The following is a 15,518-nucleotide window of genomic DNA, read 5'->3' as shown; positions in this document are numbered from 1 at the left end:
CTTGGGATGTTAGCAGCTGAGTTTCGGTTCCCGGCCAGGCTGTGCCCTGAGGAGCTGCCGGGGCGTGAAATGATGTGGCCATGCCTACCTACGCCGAAGTCGCTGGTCTGATCGACCATACCCTGCTGAAACCCGAGGCCACCCGCGCCGATGTCGACCTGCTGATTGCCGAGGCAATCGACCTCGGCGTGCTGGCCATCTGCGTCTCACCCTCCATGTTGCCAGTGACCGCCGAGGGAGTCGTGGTGGCGACCGTGGTCGGGTTCCCCTCAGGTAAGCATCATTCCGCGATCAAGGCCGCCGAAGCCGCGCTGGCCATCGAGCAGGGCGCGGATGAAATCGACATGGTGATCGACATCGGTTCGGCGCTCGCCGGGGATATCTCAGGGGTCGAGGCGGACATTGCAGCGGTCCGTGCTGCCACCCCGGCACCCGCGCTGCTCAAGGTGATCATCGAGTCCGCCGCGCTCGACGACGACACGATTGTCGCCGTCTGCCAGGCTGCGATGAGCGCCGGCGCGGACTTCGTCAAAACCTCCACCGGATTCCACCCGGCAGGCGGGGCGAGCGAGCACGCCGTGGCGCTGATGGCGAAGACCGTGGGCTCTCGCCTCGGCGTCAAGGCAAGCGGCGGTATCCGCACCACCGAGGCTGCCGAGGCGATGCTCCGGGCGGGTGCGACCCGGCTCGGCCTCTCGGGGTCCCGGGCCGTTCTCGACGGACTGGGGCGGTAGCTCAGCTGGCTGCCCGGGACGGTAGGTCAGACGCCGAGCATTTCCTCGACATCGTTGACCAGGAGCCGCAAGCGTTTGGCGGCTGTTGCGCGTGCCTCCGCTAACCGGTCTCCGCTGAGCTGCTCGACTACTTCGAGGTAGCACTTGAGTTTGGGTTCGGTTCCGGATGGCCGGATGATCACCCGGCTATTGTCTTCGGTCAGGTAGCGGAAGCCCGGCGTCGGCGGGAGATCGGTGCTGCCCGCCGCGAGGTCGATGATCTCGGTGACCGGGCTGCCCGCCAGCTCTGCCGGCGGTTCGGCGGCAACCTTGCGCAGCAGCTCGTGGATCCGACTCAGGTCCTCCACCCGGATTGTCACCGGCTGGGTGAGGTGCACGCCATGCTGGGCGGCGAGCTCATCGAGCACATCGAGCAGGGCGAGGCCCTCGTTGTCCAGTTCGGCGGCCAGATCGGCGATCAGCACCGCTGTCGAGATGCCGTCCTTGTCCCGGACGCTTTCGGGGTCGACGCAGTACCCGAGCGCTTCCTCATAGCCGAAAACGAGATTCTTCACCCGCGAAATCCATTTGAACCCGGTAAGGGTCTCCCGGTGACTGATGTCCGCGGCCGCAGCAATTGCGGCCAGCTGGCGAGAGGAGACGATCGAGTTCGCAAAGACGCCCGCCCGCTTGTCCTCGTCGCTCATGCCGCGGGCAATGTACCAGCCAAGCAGCGAGCCGACCTCGTCGCCGCTGAGCTGGCGGAACTCGCCGTCGTGGGTCGGCACAGCCACGGCGCAGCGATCCGCGTCCGGGTCGTTTGCAATGATGATGTCCGCGTGCCGTTCGACGGCCGCCTGGATGGCGAGATCCAGCGCTCCCGGCTCTTCCGGGTTCGGGAACGGCACGGTTGGAAATTCCGGATCGGGATCGGCCTGCTCTGCGACAACATGAACGTCGTGGAAACCGGCGCGCTGGAGCGCGGCCAGCGCGACCTCTTTTCCCACTCCATGCATGGGCGTGTACACAATCGACAGATCCCGCGATCCGCCGGGCAGGGCCCGCCGAACCGCCTGACTGAGATAGCCCTCGATCCGGGTAGGCGCAAGAGTCGTCCAACCGTCCGCCCGGCGGATCGAGGAATACCGGCCGACCTGGGCGATCTTTTCCGCAATACGCCGGTCATGCGGCTCTACGATCTGTGCGCCCCGCTCATGGGCGGCTACCATCCGGCCGCCGAGGTAGACCTTGTACCCGTTGTCAATCGCCGGATTGTGGCTGGCCGTGACCATTACTCCGGCCTCCGCTTCAAGGCGCTGCACGGCGAAGGCGAGCACAGGCGTCGGCCGGGCCTGCGAAAGCATCAGCACCTCGATCCCGGCTGCGGTCATGATTGCGGCGCTGTCGTGCGCGAACCGCGCGGAGTTGTGCCGGGCGTCGTAACCGATGACAACTCGGGGACGGTAGCTGCCGGCGGCGCACTCAAGCAGATAGGCGCTGAGGCCCGCGGCCGCACGAGCAACCACGACCCGGTTCATCCGGTTCGGGCCTGCCGACATGGCGCCGCGCAGACCGGCGGTGCCGAAAGCCAGGGACTGACCGAACCTGTCCTGGATTTCAGCGCCGGCAACCAGGTCTCCCGCCTCGGCACGATCGATCAGCGTGCCGAGTTCCGAGACGTTCTTCTGGTCAGGGTCTTCCGTCAGCCAGGCTTTGGCGGCATCGGCAATGTCGGGGGGAAGAGTTGTCATGGACCAAACCTACGACGAGGGTAGACCGTTGTGCGAAATCTGTGTTTCCCTGATCGCTATGAACAGCACGCCTGAGAATTTATCCGCATCCCTTTTCAGCGTAAACGGCACCGCGCCGGTGATAGACGAGACCGCCTGGGTCGCTCCGGGCGCCACCCTGATAGGTGACGTCAAGGTCGGCGCGGGATCTAGCGTCTTCTATGGCGTCGTGATCCGAGCCGACCGCGCCCCGATTACGATCGGCGAAGGCACGAACCTGCAGGACGGCACCGTGATGCACGCGGATCCTGGTTTTCCGGCCACTATCGGGGACCGGGTTTCGGTTGGGCACCGTGCGTTGCTGCATGGCTGCACGGTGGAAGACGATGTGCTGGTCGGGATGAGCGCAACGCTGCTGAACGGCTCACATGTCGGCAGCGGGTCGCTGATCGCCGCAGGGGCCGTGGTGCTGGAGGGCACTGTGATCCCGCCGAACTCCCTGGTCGCCGGTGTTCCGGCGAAGGTACGGCGTGAGCTGACCGAAGAAGACCGCGAACGTGTCGTGCAGAATGCGGTGACCTATCAGGAAATCAGCGCATTGCACCGGGATCATGTCCGTCCGGTGACCAGGTGACGGAGGCGTAGCCTCTGCCCGGATTACAGCTTTCGGGCTATCTCCGCGAGAAGCGCGCCGAGTCGTGGCGCCGCTGCCTGACCGGCCTCGATAACCTCCTGGTGGCTGAGCGGGACCGGGCTGATGCCGGCTGCGAGGTTGGTGACCAGGGAGATGCCGAGAATTTCCATTCCGGCGTGCCGTGCCGCAATGGCCTCGAGCGCCGTGGACATGCCGACCAGATCGCCGCCGATCCGTTCGGCGAACCGGACCTCCGCCGGAGTCTCGTAGTGCGGGCCGCGGAACTGCACGTAGACGCCTTCGGCCAGGGAATCGTCGACTGCATGAGCCAGGTCGCGCAGCCGGGCCGAATACAGATCCGTGAGATCGACGAACGTCGCTCCTTCCAGCGGTGAGGCGCTGGTCAGGTTGATATGGTCCTCGATCAGCACCGGGGTGCCCGGTGCCCAGTCCGGATTCAGGCCACCGCAGCCATTCGTCAGCACGAGCGTTCCGGCACCCGCGGCTGCCGCAGTGCGGATCGGGTGCACGACCGCCCGCACGCCCTTGTTCTCGTAGAAATGGGTGCGGGCACCGAGGACCAGCGCGTGCTTGCCTGTTTCGTTGATCCGAACTGATCGAATCGTGCCGACGTGGCCGACGACACTCGGCGCGGAAAAGCCAGGCAGCTCAGTGCTTGGAATTTCTGCGAGGGTTTCGCCCAGGAGATCGGCGGCGGTGGACCAGCCGGAGCCGAGTACCAGCGCGATATCGTGCCGGGCAACTCCGGAACGATCGGCGATCACGGCGGCAGCCTGGTCGGCGAGGGCAAATGGGTCGGTTTCAGCCGAATTCAGATCAGTCACAGAAGTAACCCTAGCGTCCGCGGCACGACTGAATTCGGATGGGCGGTGTACGGCAGTGGCGGCCCAAATCCCGCCGCGGTCGCCAACAGGGCCTTCGGTAGGAAACAATGTTGATGTGAACAACGTACTTGATCCGTCCGGAACCCGCATCGTGATAGTCGGAGGAGGCCCCGGAGGCTATGAGGCGGCCCTGGTCGCCGCCCAGCTCGGGGCGAAGGTGACTCTCGTCGAGCGCAACGACTGTGGCGGCTCCGCTGTGCTGACGGATGTAGTTCCATCGAAGACGCTGATTGCCACCGCGGAGCTGATGGTCAACGTCGCAGAATCGACGGAGCTCGGGCTTCGGTTTTCGGGATCCGTCGGCGGAGATGTCGCCGACGACCTGAACGCAGAACGGACGAACACCGCGGTGACCGTGGATCTGGGTGCCGTGAATCGACGGGTCAAGAATCTGGCCAGGGCGCAGTCCGCCGACATCCGCAGCGGGCTTGTCAAGGCCGGTGTGCGGCTGTTGAAGGGCCACGGCCGGCTGACCGGGCCGAATGCCGTGGAGGTTGAGTCGGAGGACGGCAGCAGGCAGACCGTCGAGGCGGACACCGTCCTGGTTTCGGTCGGAGCACATCCTCGTGAGCTCGACACCGCTCTTCCCGATGGTGAGCGGATTTTCACCTGGACCCAGCTGTATGAGCTGGAAACTCTGCCGGAGAAACTCATCGTGGTCGGTTCCGGCGTCACCGGCGCTGAATTCGCCTCGGCTTACCATGCGCTCGGCTCGGATGTCACGCTTATCTCCAGCCGGGACCGGGTGCTTCCGGGCGAGGACAAAGACGCTGCCGAGGTGCTGGAAAACGTATTGCGCTCCCGCGGCATGACTGTGCTGTCGAAGTCACGCGCCAGCACGGTCGAACGCACGGATGACGGCGTCCGGGTAACGCTCGCCGACGGCAGGATCGTCGACGGCTCGCACTGCCTGATGGCGGTCGGTTCGATCCCGAACACGAAGGATCTCGGGCTCGAAGAGATGGGTGTCCGGCTCTCCGAGTCGGGTCACATCGAGGTGGACGGCGTCTCCCGGACGTCGGTCGCGGGAGTGTACGCAGCAGGAGACTGCACGGGCGTGCTTCCGCTCGCGTCTGTGGCTGCCATGCAGGGAAGAATCGCGATGTGGCACGCGCTCGGCGATGCGGTCTCACCGCTGAAGCTGCGCAATGTGTCGTCCAACGTGTTCACCAACCCGGAGATCGCCACGGTCGGCTGGACCGAACAGGACATCGAGGACGATGCGGTGCAGGGCGTCACGGTCAAGCTGCCACTGGCCACAAACGCCCGGGCGAAGATGCAGGGCATCAAGGACGGCTTCGTCAAGGTGTTCTGCCGCACCGGCTCCGGCACTGTGATCGGCGGGGTGGTGGTCGGCCCGAAGGCCAGCGAACTGATCTTCCCGATCGCGCTCGCGCTGGAACACCGGCTGACAGTTGACCAGCTTGCCTTGTCGTTCGCTGTCTATCCTTCACTGACCGGCTCACTGACCGAGGCCGCGCGAAAGCTGCACAAACACGCATAGCCAGCTCTCGGCTTGGCCGTTATTGTCCGTTATTGGCCGGCTTCTACTGTCCGGCTTCGCGCAGGAACGAGGCCTTGAGTTTCTGAGTCCGCCTGATCGAGCCGTGCCAGAGCACCAGCACCGGCGGCACCACGAGTTCGCTGATCATCAGGGCGACGGTGCTCAGGTGCGGCGTGCCTGCCGTTGCCCAGGCGATCACCCGGGCCAGACCACCGAGGAAGATGATCCCGCATAGCGCTGCCAGCCCGACGCCGGCGCGGTCCAGTGCGTACGACACCCACAGGAACGCGAAGCCCAGGCCGGCCAGCAGAGCCGACAGGTAGGCAAACTGGCTCTCAAGGGTTGGGTTCGCAGGCGTGCCGATGCCTGCCGTCTGCGCACCGGGGAGTCCGGCAGTCCCCGAGATGGCGCCCCACACGCCCAGCGAAACCAGGCTCAGGCCGACCAGGGCGATGACGATTCGCAGCACAAGCCAGTCCCGTCGCGGCGTGAGCCGGGTGGGCTTGGTGGTGGTCGTGTGGTCCTCGGCAGGACCGGGAACTTCCGGCTGCTCGGGCGGTGTGCTCATCAGACCCTGCCTTCTTACGCAGAACGAATGTCAACGTGGTGCTGATTTCACTGTACTAGTGGAGCCGGGCTGCGGCGGCGCAACTCCACGCCGGGGGACTAGTCGATTTCGAGCAGTTGCGTTCCTGCTGTGACTGTTTGGCCCACCTTGACCGACAGACCGCTCACCACGCCGTCCTTGTGCGCTAACAGCGGCTGCTCCATCTTCATTGCCTCGAGTACGACGACGAGGTCACCGGAAGCGACGGCCGCACCTTCTTCGACGGCGACCTTCACGATGGTGCCTTGCATCGGGGCGGTGACGGCGTCGACCGAGGGGTCGACACCCTGGGCGGCAGAGTGCTTGTGGGTGCGGCGCTTTCCCGGTTTGGTCTTCCGGCCGGCACCGATGCCGCTCGGCAGCACTACCTCGAGCCGACGTCCGTCGACCTCGACGACGACCTGCTCACGATCCGCTTCTTCCACCGGAAGCTCACCCGACGGCGAGGTCGGCGGAATCTGATTGTCGAAATCGGTCTCGATCCAGCGAGTGTGTACGGAGAAACCTTTGCCGTCACCGATGAACGCCGGGTCACGCACGACAGCCTTGTGGAAGGGGATGACAGTCGGAACGCCCTCGACCTCGTACTCTGCCAGAGCCCTGGCCGCGCGCTGCAACGCCTGCTCGCGGCTGGCTCCGGTCACGATCAGCTTGGCCAGCAGGGAATCGAAGTTGCCGCTGATCAGGTCGCCTTCGACGATGCCGGAGTCAACCCGGACGCCGGGACCCGCCGCCGGCCGGTGATGCGTCACGGTGCCCGGGGCGGGCAGGAAGTTGCGTCCCGCGTCCTCGCCGTTGATCCGGAACTCGATGGAGTGTCCCACCGGAACCGGGTCGTGGTAACCGAGTGCCTCGCCGGCCGCGAGCCGGAACTGCTCACGCACCAGATCGATGCCGGTGACTTCTTCGCTGACCGGGTGCTCGACCTGCAGCCGGGTGTTGACCTCGAGGAAAGAGATCACGCCATCGCGGCCGATCAGGAACTCACAGGTTCCCGCGCCGACGTACCCTGCCTCGGCGAGAATTGCCTTCGATGATCGGTAGAGTTCGGCGGACTGTTCGTCGGTGAGGAACGGTGCCGGTGCTTCTTCGACCAGCTTTTGATTCCGGCGTTGCAGCGAGCAGTCGCGGGTGGACACCACGACCACAGTGCCGTGCACATCGGCGAGGCATTGCGTTTCGACGTGGCGTGGCCCGTCGAGAAATCGCTCAACGAAGCAGTCTCCGCGGCCAAAAGCGGCTGTCGCTTCCCGGACGGCCGAAGCGAAGAGTTCGGGGATTTCGGAGCGTTCCCTGGCGACTTTCAGGCCGCGTCCGCCGCCGCCGTAGGCAGCCTTGATCGCGACCGGAAGACCATGCTGATCCGCGAACGCCAGAACTTCGTCGGCGTTGCTGACCGGGTCTTTGGTTCCGGGAACCAGGGGAGCTCCGACCTTTTCGGCGAGGTGCCGCGCGCTCACCTTGTCGCCGAGAGTATCGATGGCATCGGGGGAGGGGCCGATCCAGGTGAGTCCGGCATCAATGACCGCGGCGGCGAATGCCGAGTTCTCAGCGAGGAATCCGTAGCCCGGATGCACGGCGTCGGCGCCGGACCGGCGGGCTATATTGAGGATCTTCTCCATGTCGAGATAGGTCTGTGCCGCGGATTCCCCATCCAGCGCGTAGGCGGAGTCGGCGAGCCGGGCGTGCAGCGCGTTGCGATCGCCGTCACTGTAGATGGCTACAGTCTTCAGACCCGAGTCGCGCGCCGCGCGGATGATCCGCACCGCGATTTCGCCGCGGTTGGCGACGAGCACCGTCCCGAACGGGAATTGCGCGGAACCGGGAGCCGATGCCGCCGGCATCGAGGGGAAATCTTGGGTCATCGAGCTTCTCCTTGAGGTTTATTGTCCGTGAGAGAGCCTAACCATGACTTGCCGCCAACTGTGGCAATCAGGGAGAAAGTCGACCACAACACGAGAGATCTCAGACAAATCGCGTCGGATGGCCGCGGGCGTGTGCTGTGCGCTTCGATCAGGTTCCGGCCGACTGGACTGTCGCGGTCCGGTCTCGTGCACCAGGGCTGAGGTCGATCCGGTCCGGGTGCGCGTAGATATTGAAGCCAGTGTCGCGGGAGAAACCGATCAGGGTGATTCCGCTTGTTCGGGCCAGATCTGCTGCGAGTGAGGACGGCGCAGACACCGCGGCGAGCACCGGAATTCCGGCCAGCTGCGCCTTCTGCACGAGTTCGAACGATGCTCGGCCGGATACCTGGAGGATCGTCCGGTCCAGCGGCAGCCGGTCCTCCCGCAGCGCCCAGCCGGTGACCTTGTCCACCGCGTTATGCCGGCCAACGTCTTCACGAAGACACAGTAGTTCGCCGGAGTAGCTGAAGAGACCAGCCGCATGCACGCCGCCGGTGCGGTCGAAAACCTGCTGGCTGGCGCGCAACTTGCCGGGCAGGGAGCTGATCAGCTCGGGCAGCAGTGCGCCGGCCGGATCTGGTGCTTCCTCGGGGCTGGCTATCCGGAAATGCGCCGACTTGCTGACCGCATCAATGGACGCGCTGCCGCAGATCCCACAGGCGCTGGAGGTGTAGACGTGTCGTTCCATCGTGGTGTCGGGAAGCACCACGCCGGGGGAGAGCTCGGCATCGATCACGTTGAAGGTCTGTCGGCCGTTCTCGTCGACGCCGGCGCAGTACCGGAGTGCTGCGAGCTGCTCTTTCGCCCAGATCGCGCCCTCGGAAACCAGAAAGCCGGCCGCTAGATCGAAGTCCTCGCCGGGCGTGCGCATAGTCACTGTGAACGCCGTGCCGTTGACTCTCAGCTCAAGAGGCTCCTCCACGGCGAGGACGTCCTCGCGCTGACGAATCGTCGCTTCCGCTGTGCGGTAACGGGTGATCCGGTGCCGCTGGGTTACCCGGCCCATCTGAGGTTCCTTCTAACGTCCGGTTATCGAATGCATACGCAATCAGCGTACCCACCTGCCGTCAGCCGGCGCGAGCACTAGTACACCAGGACGGTGGTGCCGATCGGGGCCAGATCTTTCTTCCAGACCCAGTTCATTGCCGCGTCTGTGAGCCGGACACAGCCGTGGGAGGCGGCATACGGCGGAACGTTGTTGTACTCGCCATGCAGGGCGATGCCGCCATTGAAGTACTTGGGTCGCCACAGGTAGCCCAGTTTGCTCTGCCGTGGGCCGTCGATCTGCCTGGAAATGGTGAACTTGCCTCGCGGCGTGACGGCGACCGATGTGCCTCCGGCTGAGTTCTTGTACGTCCGGCCCGAGCCCGTGGACGTGTTGAGAATATGGCTGACCTTGCCATCATCGACGATGAGCACGAGTTGCCGGTCGATATCGACTTCGACGACATGTCCCGACGAGCTTTTGGCCTTCGGCCGTGTGCCCTTCTCCAGCGCCTTCTTCACCTTCGGCCCCACGACTCCGTCGCGGCCGAGTCCGGCCGTTTTCTGCAGCGCGTAAACAGCTTGCTGGGTTGTGGCGCCAAATGTTCCGTCGGTGTCGCTGACCCAGTACCCGGCGGCGAGCAGGTCTTTCTGCAGCTGCGCCACCTTCTTGCCCTTGTCTCCGGGACGCAGCATCGCCTTCTTGGCGTCCGCCTTCTGCTTTTCGTCTTTTTCGGCGTCCTGCTTCTTCTTCTGCTGCTCGTCTTTTTTGGCATCGTCCTTTCTGGCATCGGAATCGTCGTCGGCGTCCTTCGGCTTCTGCGTTGCCGAGTCATCCGGTTCCGGCGACGTTGGCGGAGCAGAATCAGACGGGGTCTGTTCAGGGGAAGCTGCCTGAGTCGTTGGCGCCGAGGTGTCATCCGGCGTCGACGACCCGGCGGCTTCGGGATCGGGACCGGATGCCATGCAACCGGTCAGCAGGAGGGCAACGGCGGACAGCGCTGCGGCAGAGACCAGGGAGGTGCGTTTCACAAGGATCACTCGCTCTCTTCGCAGGGCGAAGCAGACTACAGACGGGGCGTGCGGATCTGTGTACACCTCAGCAGGCACCACGGAGCGCAGCAACGGGCCGCGCGGGCCGGCATGGCAATAGTTAGCTAATCGACACATTTCTATCCCCGGCGGCCGGATTCGACCGACTGGACGTTTTTCCAAATGCGGGTACCTTCGAAGAAGGTAATAGAATTCCTCGCTGCCACGAACAGGTGAGAACGATGACGTCCGGCCCTCCTGAGCACGATATCGACGAAGCGAACCTAACGGTTGAGGCTCCGAAACGTACCGCCGTCGGGATACCAGCGATTTATCATGCTCTGAAGATTTCGCTCAAGCAGATGGGTGCCAAGCGCAGCGCCGAGACCCTGCTGCGGGTCAACCAGAAGGATGGCTTTGATTGCCCTGGTTGCGCGTGGCCGGAGGCTGACAAGCGGCACGTGGCGGAGTTCTGCGAGAACGGCGCGAAGGCCGTTGCCGAAGAGGCCACGGTACGGAAGGTGACCCCGGAGTTCTTCGCCCGGCACTCGGTCGCCGAATTGCTGTCGCACGACGACTACTGGCTGGGCCAGCAGGGCAGGCTGACCGAGCCGATGCTGCTCGAAGCGGGTGGAACGCACTACCGTCCGGTCGGCTGGGATGAAGCGTTCGACATCGTGGCGGAGGAGCTGAAAAGCCTGGCCAGCCCGGACGAAGCTGTCTTTTACACATCGGGGCGAACATCCAACGAGGCCGCCTTCCTGTACCAGTTGCTGGTGCGCGGCTTCGGCACGAACAACCTGCCGGACTGCTCGAACATGTGCCACGAATCGTCCGGCTCAGCGCTGACCGAGACGATCGGCATCGGCAAAGGGTCAGTCAGTCTCGAAGATCTGAAACATGCCGAGTTGATCCTGATCGCAGGCCAGAACCCGGGCACGAATCATCCGCGGATGCTGACCGCGCTGGAGAACGCAAAGAAGCATGGCGCGACCATCGTCGCAATCAACCCGCTTCCCGAGGCGGGACTGATCAGGTTCGAGAATCCACAGACGCCGCGAGGCATCATTGGCAACGGCACGGCCATTGCCGACGACTTCCTGCAAATCAAGCTTGGCGGCGACCAGGCACTCTTCCTCGGATTGGGGAAGTTCCTGCTCGAAGCCAACGACGATGCGGTAGCGGCCGGGGAAGAAGGCGTTTTCGACACTCAGTTCATCGATGCCCACACGCACGGGCTCGATGACTATCTCGCGGAGCTCAGGAACGCCGACTGGGATGAGATAGTCTCTGCCACCGGGCTGACCCGCCAGCAGATCGCGGCCACCGGCCGTCGGCTGCAGGCGTCGAAGTCCACCATCGTGTGCTGGGCGATGGGCCTGACCCAGCACAAGAACTCGGTGCCGACCCTGCGCGAGATCGTGAACGTACTGCTGCTGCAGGGCAACATCGGCAAGCCCGGTGCCGGGCTGTGCCCGGTGCGGGGACACTCGAACGTGCAGGGCGACCGCACGATGGGAATCTTCGAACGGATGCCGGCCAGCTTCCACGACACACTGGACGCCGAGTTCGGATTCCATTCCCCGCGTGGGCATGGCTACGACACTGTCAACGCCATCCGGGCAATGCGTGACGGCACGGTGAAGTTCTTCATGGCGATGGGCGGAAACTTCGTCCGGGCCACCCCGGACTCCGAGGTGACCGAAGCGGCGCTGCGGAGCACGACGATGACGGTGCAGGTGTCCACCAAGCTGAACAAATCGCACCTGATCACCGGTCGTCGCGCGCTCATCCTGCCAACGCTCGGCCGAACCGACAAGGACACTCAGGCGACCGGCGAGCAGCGGGTGACTGTGGAGGACTCGATGAGCGCCGTGCACGCCTCGCGCGGACGCCTGAAGCCGCCAAGTGAAGAGCTGTTGTCGGAGGTGTCGATAGTCAGCCGGCTGGCCGCGAGGCTATTCGACGGACGCGCCGACGCGCCGCAACTCGACTGGGCGGCCTGCGAGGCCGACTACACACAGATCCGCAAGCACATCGAGCGGGTAGTCCCGGGCTTCGAACGGTTCGAGGAGAAGATCGCCCGTCCCGGCGGATTCGTCCTGCCACATGGGCCGCGTGACGGCCGGCGCTTTCCCACGGCAACCGGGAAGGCCAACTTCACGGTTAATGAGTTGTATTATCCGAAGCTGCCAGCGGGCCGGTTGCTCTTGCAGACAATCCGCTCGCACGACCAGTTCAACACCACGATCTATGGCACTGACGACCGTTACCGCGGAATCAAGGCTGCCCGGCGGGTAGTGATGGTCAACCCGGACGATCTGGCCGAACTGGGAATCGGCGACGGCGAAACCGTCGACCTGGTGTCGGAGTTCAGCGACGGCCTGGCGCGTCGCGCCGAGAAGTTCCGGGCCGTGGCTTATTCGACGCCGCGGGGCTGCGCCGCAGCGTACTACCCCGAGACCAACGTGCTCGTGCCGCTGGATTCGGTCGCCGACATCAGCGGAACGCCTACGTCGAAGTCGGTCGTGATCCGGCTGGAGAAAACCAGCAACAGATGACCGATGGGGCACCGGATTTCCAGCAGGCGAGGTTGCTGGCGTATTCCTGCGGGCAGTCGCTGACCTGTTCGGTTGACGTCGTGTCGGTCCGCTCCGACTTCGGTACGGTGCCGCCCGCCCAGGGGATACCGCAGTTTCTTGCCGCGGATATTCATGCCCGCAACGATGTGCCGGTCGCGGACTGCTCGGCAATGGACGGCTATGCCGTTGCTGGGCCGCCGCCGTGGCGCTTCGCAGGCGAGGCATTGCCAGGTGAAGCAAACCCGGTCAGCCTCGAGCCCGGGACGGCCATCCGGGTCGGCACCGGCAGCGTCATTCCGAATGGAACCGAGGCGGTGGTCCGCTGGGAGGATGTTGAATCCCGGCAAGCCTGGCGGCAGGCCGGGCCCGACCCTGGCCTCACCCTCGGGGCTATGGGGGCGCCGAAGCCGCCCGACGGTGACAATATCCGCCGAAGCGGTGAGGAAACCCGGTTGGCCGAGCGGATCGGCGTGTCCGGCCAGCTGCTGACTTCCAGCCTGCGCGGAGCCGCCGCCGCAGCCGGTCTCGACGAGCTTCAGGTGGCGCGACCGCCCCGGATCGCCCTGCTCGCCACGGGCGATGAGCTCCAGGATTCCGGGGTTCCGTCGGCATCGAAGATCCGGGACGCCCTGACGCCGACATTGCGGAGCCTGCTTCCGGCAATGGGCGCCGGCATCGGCACAGCGTGCCTGGTGCCGGATTCCCGGGACGCCGCGCAGGATGCCTTGCTGGCCGCGGATAGCGCAGCGATCATCCTCAGCACCGGAATGGCCTCGGCGGGTCCCAGGGATTACATGCGCGACGTTCTCGCGGATCTCGGTGCCGAGATGGTGATTGACAACGTGCAGATCAGGCCGGGACGGCCGCAGGGTCTGGCGATTTTGCCTGATGGCCGGATGGTTGCGCTGTTACCAGGCAATCCGTTCGCCGCCATTTCGGCGATGGTGACGATTGTGCAGCCGCTGATTGCCGGTGCCTTGCGGGCTTCGCTGCCCGCAATCCGTGCGGTGGCTCGGCATGGAAGCGTGCCGAAACCGGGTGCAGTCACCCGGCTGTATCCGGCCCGTTGGTCGACGCCCACCGAACAGACTGCGGGCCCGGCTGAGCCATCGGCGCTGGGGATCGCGCGGCTCGACATCCTGCCCTGGCGGGGGTCCGCCCAGCTGCGCGGGCTCGCCGAGGCAGAGGCGCTGCTCATCGTGCCGCCGACCGGTGAGCCGGGCTACCTGCCGCTGCCCTGATCCGGACGGACGTTCCACAGGGTGTGCCACCGGACACCGAGGCGGCCGAACAGCTGCCGCAAGAGTGGCAGGCTGAGCCCGATCACGCCGTGATGGTCACCTTCGATTCCGCTGACGTACGCCCCGCCGAACCCATCGATGGTCAACGCGCCAGCGACGTGCAGCGGCTCATCCGTTTCCAGGTACGCTTCAACCTCGTCATCGGCGATATCGGCGAGATGAATTGTCGTCGCTGAGCTGGCGCCGACGCTTGCGCCCGTTGACATGTTGATCAGCCAGTGACCGGAAAAGAGTGTGGCCGACCTGCCCCGCATCACCATCCATTGTTCCCTGGCCCGCTCCCGGGTCAGCGGCTTGCCGTAGCTCACGCCGTCGATGTCGAGAACGGAGTCACAGCCGAGCAAATAGGTGTCGGCCGCGTAGTCCGAGCTGTCGATGGCGTCGGCGACTGCCTCCGCCTTGACCCGGGCAAGTAGCAGGGAGACCTGGTCGCCAGCAGTGACCTGATACCTGTCGACCACGGCCTCCTCGTCGATGTCGGAGACGATGACAGTGGGGTCGATTCCGGCGCTGCGCAGTGTGCTCAGTCGGGACGGCGATGCGGAGGCGAGGATCAGCGAGGGCATGGACCTTACTTTACGGCCCGGCTCCTGCCGCGGTGCTTTATCACCGCCCGCTGCCCGGTCAGCGACCCGTAGCCGGGCTCGGTCGTCACCTCGGCACCGGGGCGGGAGACAGCGCGGAACGCGGCGCGGGTCAGCGACCGGCTTTTTTCGACCTGGCGCTTCGGGGTCACGGGCGCTCCGCCGAGCTCGATGGTTTCCCTGGCTTCCCGGCCCCAATATCCAGCGGCCTCACAGACCGCCGGAAGCAGAACGGCGGCCGCCCGGCTGTATCCACGTGAGGACGGATGGAACATGTCGGTGGCGAACATTGCTTTCGGCCGGGTGGAGAACGCTTTGCCGAGGGTGTCGGCTAACGAGACCGTGCGGCCCTGCGCCCTGATCACGGCGATGGTTTGCGCGGCGGCGAGCAGCCGGGATGACCTGCGAGCGAAGAAGCGCAGCGGATGACGCAGCGGTCGAATGGTGCCGAGGTCCGGACAGGTCGCCACGACGACTTCCCAGCCGGCAGCTCTCAGGGTTCGTACCGCCAGGGTCAACGACTTCACTGCATCGGCCACCCGATTCAGACGCGTCACGTCGTTCGCGCCCACGATGATCACAGCAACGCGGGGATCGGCTTGCCCTGCTATCTCCGCTGCGGCGTCGGACTTCGGGACATCGTGCAGCAACTGTTGAACCTGACCGGAAAGCGACTCGGACTCGCCTCCTGGGAGGGCGACATTGTTCAGTTCCACCGGCTTACCCGACGCGACCGCGAGGCCCCGGGCCAGAATTGCCGCAGCGGTTTGCGCGGGAGAGTCGGCGCCGATCCCGACGGCAAGGGAATCACCGAGCATGGCGAGTTGCAACGGCTCTCCATCGTTGCCGCCGAACCGGCCCTCTGCCCGGGGATCCGACAGCGGAAGGTTCAGCCCAATGCTGGTGCGAGCCCGCCGGGCCTGCACACTGAGCAGGCCGGCCATGGCGCCAAGCAGCGCCAACAAAGTGGACCCCGTGGTTACGAGCACTCTGGTTGTCCGCTTGGCGGCGGTCGACATCGGCACCCCTTATGTTGCT

The 15,518-nt window shown here is 65.1% G+C and carries 13 protein-coding genes; 5 read left to right on the top strand and 8 right to left on the bottom strand.

Annotation, left to right across the window (positions count from 1 at the left end; translation table 11 throughout):
* Nucleotides 1-80: 80 nt before the first annotated feature.
* Nucleotides 81-734: a deoxyribose-phosphate aldolase gene (gene deoC, locus LWF01_RS11095; RefSeq protein ID WP_349637454.1), complete on the top strand. Its 654-nt coding sequence runs from the start codon at nt 81-83 to the stop codon at nt 732-734.
* Between the two features lie 26 nt (nt 735-760).
* Here deoC and LWF01_RS11090 read toward each other — a convergent pair whose 3' ends face one another.
* Nucleotides 761-2,464 carry a phospho-sugar mutase gene (locus LWF01_RS11090; protein WP_349637453.1) on the bottom strand — a complete coding sequence of 568 codons (1,704 nt, stop codon included), beginning with the start codon at nt 2,462-2,464 and terminating at the stop codon, nt 761-763.
* Between the two features lie 58 nt (nt 2,465-2,522).
* On the opposite strand from LWF01_RS11090, the gene LWF01_RS11085 reads away from it, so the two are divergent.
* Complete coding sequence (locus tag LWF01_RS11085; protein ID WP_349640900.1) at nt 2,523-3,077, top strand: gamma carbonic anhydrase family protein; 555 nt, start codon at nt 2,523-2,525, stop codon at nt 3,075-3,077.
* Between the two features lie 23 nt (nt 3,078-3,100).
* On the opposite strand, the gene LWF01_RS11080 is transcribed toward LWF01_RS11085, so the two are convergent.
* Nucleotides 3,101-3,922 carry a purine-nucleoside phosphorylase gene (locus LWF01_RS11080; RefSeq protein WP_349637452.1) on the bottom strand — a complete coding sequence of 274 codons (822 nt, stop codon included), beginning with the start codon at nt 3,920-3,922 and terminating at the stop codon, nt 3,101-3,103.
* A gap of 115 nt (nt 3,923-4,037) precedes the next feature.
* Between LWF01_RS11080 and LWF01_RS11075 the strand changes: the two genes are divergently transcribed.
* The gene (locus tag LWF01_RS11075) at nt 4,038-5,486 is read left to right on the top strand and encodes an NAD(P)H-quinone dehydrogenase (RefSeq protein WP_349637451.1); all 1,449 of its coding nucleotides are present in this window, start codon (nt 4,038-4,040) and stop codon (nt 5,484-5,486) included.
* 43 nt (nt 5,487-5,529) lie between these two features.
* Here LWF01_RS11075 and LWF01_RS11070 read toward each other — a convergent pair whose 3' ends face one another.
* The 4 genes from LWF01_RS11070 to LWF01_RS11055 form a co-directional block, all read right to left on the bottom strand.
* Nucleotides 5,530-6,054 (bottom strand): DUF4345 domain-containing protein, encoded by a 525-nt coding sequence (locus LWF01_RS11070; RefSeq protein ID WP_349637450.1) that lies wholly within the window; start codon nt 6,052-6,054, stop codon nt 5,530-5,532.
* A 98-nt stretch (nt 6,055-6,152) separates the two neighbouring features.
* A complete protein-coding gene (locus LWF01_RS11065; protein WP_349640899.1) occupies nt 6,153-7,937 on the bottom strand; it encodes an acetyl/propionyl/methylcrotonyl-CoA carboxylase subunit alpha in 1,785 nt (594 codons plus the stop codon).
* 169 nt (nt 7,938-8,106) lie between these two features.
* The gene (gene fdhD / locus LWF01_RS11060; protein WP_349637449.1) at nt 8,107-9,003 is read right to left on the bottom strand and encodes a formate dehydrogenase accessory sulfurtransferase FdhD; all 897 of its coding nucleotides are present in this window, start codon (nt 9,001-9,003) and stop codon (nt 8,107-8,109) included.
* A gap of 77 nt (nt 9,004-9,080) precedes the next feature.
* Nucleotides 9,081-10,022 (bottom strand): L,D-transpeptidase family protein, encoded by a 942-nt coding sequence (locus LWF01_RS11055; RefSeq protein ID WP_349637448.1) that lies wholly within the window; start codon nt 10,020-10,022, stop codon nt 9,081-9,083.
* A gap of 233 nt (nt 10,023-10,255) precedes the next feature.
* Between LWF01_RS11055 and LWF01_RS11050 the strand changes: the two genes are divergently transcribed.
* Nucleotides 10,256-12,574 (top strand): FdhF/YdeP family oxidoreductase, encoded by a 2,319-nt coding sequence (locus LWF01_RS11050; RefSeq protein WP_349637447.1) that lies wholly within the window; start codon nt 10,256-10,258, stop codon nt 12,572-12,574.
* Nucleotides 12,571-13,836: a molybdopterin molybdotransferase MoeA gene (locus tag LWF01_RS11045; protein WP_349637446.1), complete on the top strand. Its 1,266-nt coding sequence runs from the start codon at nt 12,571-12,573 to the stop codon at nt 13,834-13,836. Before LWF01_RS11050 ends, LWF01_RS11045 begins: the two co-directional genes overlap by 4 nt.
* On the opposite strand, the gene LWF01_RS11040 is transcribed toward LWF01_RS11045, so the two are convergent.
* A complete protein-coding gene (locus LWF01_RS11040) occupies nt 13,818-14,462 on the bottom strand; it encodes a Maf family protein (protein WP_349637445.1) in 645 nt (214 codons plus the stop codon). The genes LWF01_RS11045 and LWF01_RS11040 overlap by 19 nt on opposite strands.
* A gap of 5 nt (nt 14,463-14,467) precedes the next feature.
* Nucleotides 14,468-15,499, bottom strand: coding sequence for an SGNH/GDSL hydrolase family protein (locus LWF01_RS11035; protein WP_349637444.1), 1,032 nt, complete (start codon nt 15,497-15,499; stop codon nt 14,468-14,470).
* Between the last annotated feature and the right edge of the window lie 19 nt (nt 15,500-15,518).

This window comes from Saxibacter everestensis (genome assembly GCF_025787225.1).
Classification (GTDB): domain Bacteria; phylum Actinomycetota; class Actinomycetes; order Actinomycetales; family Brevibacteriaceae; genus Saxibacter; species Saxibacter everestensis.
The sequence above is the reverse complement of the archived record's forward strand: the minus strand, read 5'-3'. Positions and strand labels throughout refer to the sequence as shown.

Coding starts and splice junctions, on each gene's coding strand:
- LWF01_RS11090 (WP_349637453.1), bottom strand. CDS start 2,464: ATGACAACTCTTCCCCCCGACATTGCCGATGCCGCCAAAGCCTGGCTG.
- LWF01_RS11035 (WP_349637444.1), bottom strand. CDS start 15,499: ATGTCGACCGCCGCCAAGCGGACAACCAGAGTGCTCGTAACCACGGGG.
- fdhD (WP_349637449.1), bottom strand. CDS start 9,003: ATGGGCCGGGTAACCCAGCGGCACCGGATCACCCGTTACCGCACAGCG.
- deoC (WP_349637454.1), top strand. CDS start 81: ATGCCTACCTACGCCGAAGTCGCTGGTCTGATCGACCATACCCTGCTG.
- LWF01_RS11040 (WP_349637445.1), bottom strand. CDS start 14,462: ATGCCCTCGCTGATCCTCGCCTCCGCATCGCCGTCCCGACTGAGCACA.
- LWF01_RS11085 (WP_349640900.1), top strand. CDS start 2,523: ATGAACAGCACGCCTGAGAATTTATCCGCATCCCTTTTCAGCGTAAAC.
- LWF01_RS11070 (WP_349637450.1), bottom strand. CDS start 6,054: ATGAGCACACCGCCCGAGCAGCCGGAAGTTCCCGGTCCTGCCGAGGAC.
- LWF01_RS11045 (WP_349637446.1), top strand. CDS start 12,571: ATGACCGATGGGGCACCGGATTTCCAGCAGGCGAGGTTGCTGGCGTAT.
- LWF01_RS11050 (WP_349637447.1), top strand. CDS start 10,256: ATGACGTCCGGCCCTCCTGAGCACGATATCGACGAAGCGAACCTAACG.
- LWF01_RS11065 (WP_349640899.1), bottom strand. CDS start 7,937: ATGCCGGCGGCATCGGCTCCCGGTTCCGCGCAATTCCCGTTCGGGACG.